Annotated in this window: 1 pseudogene; it reads left to right on the top strand. The window is 40.3% G+C overall.

The window, feature by feature from the left end:
* Positions 1 to 258: pseudogene (locus MTCD1_RS21980) on the top strand (hypothetical protein); the annotation flags it as partial.

Here is a 258-nt window from a genome sequence, read left to right as displayed (position 1 = left end):
CTTATCAAAAGCCCAGGTGCAGGTAATGGAAACGTGATAAAGAACATGCGATCAGGGTTGAAACTAACCCGCGACAAACTTTATCGATTTAGGTCTTTATTTTTAATCGGGTTGCTATCGAGCCTTATTGCTGCTGCTATTGTGGCCTCGTTATGGACTGCTGAGCAGTATGTTCCCATATATGGGAAACAAGAAATGTATGATAAAGCCAATATCCTTGAGCTGTTAGAGCAACAAAAAGCTGATTTTCAGTTAGAT

This window comes from Colwellia marinimaniae, from assembly GCF_002207865.1.
GTDB lineage: Bacteria > Pseudomonadota > Gammaproteobacteria > Enterobacterales > Alteromonadaceae > Colwellia > Colwellia marinimaniae.
This window is presented reverse-complemented; position numbering and strand designations above follow the sequence as displayed.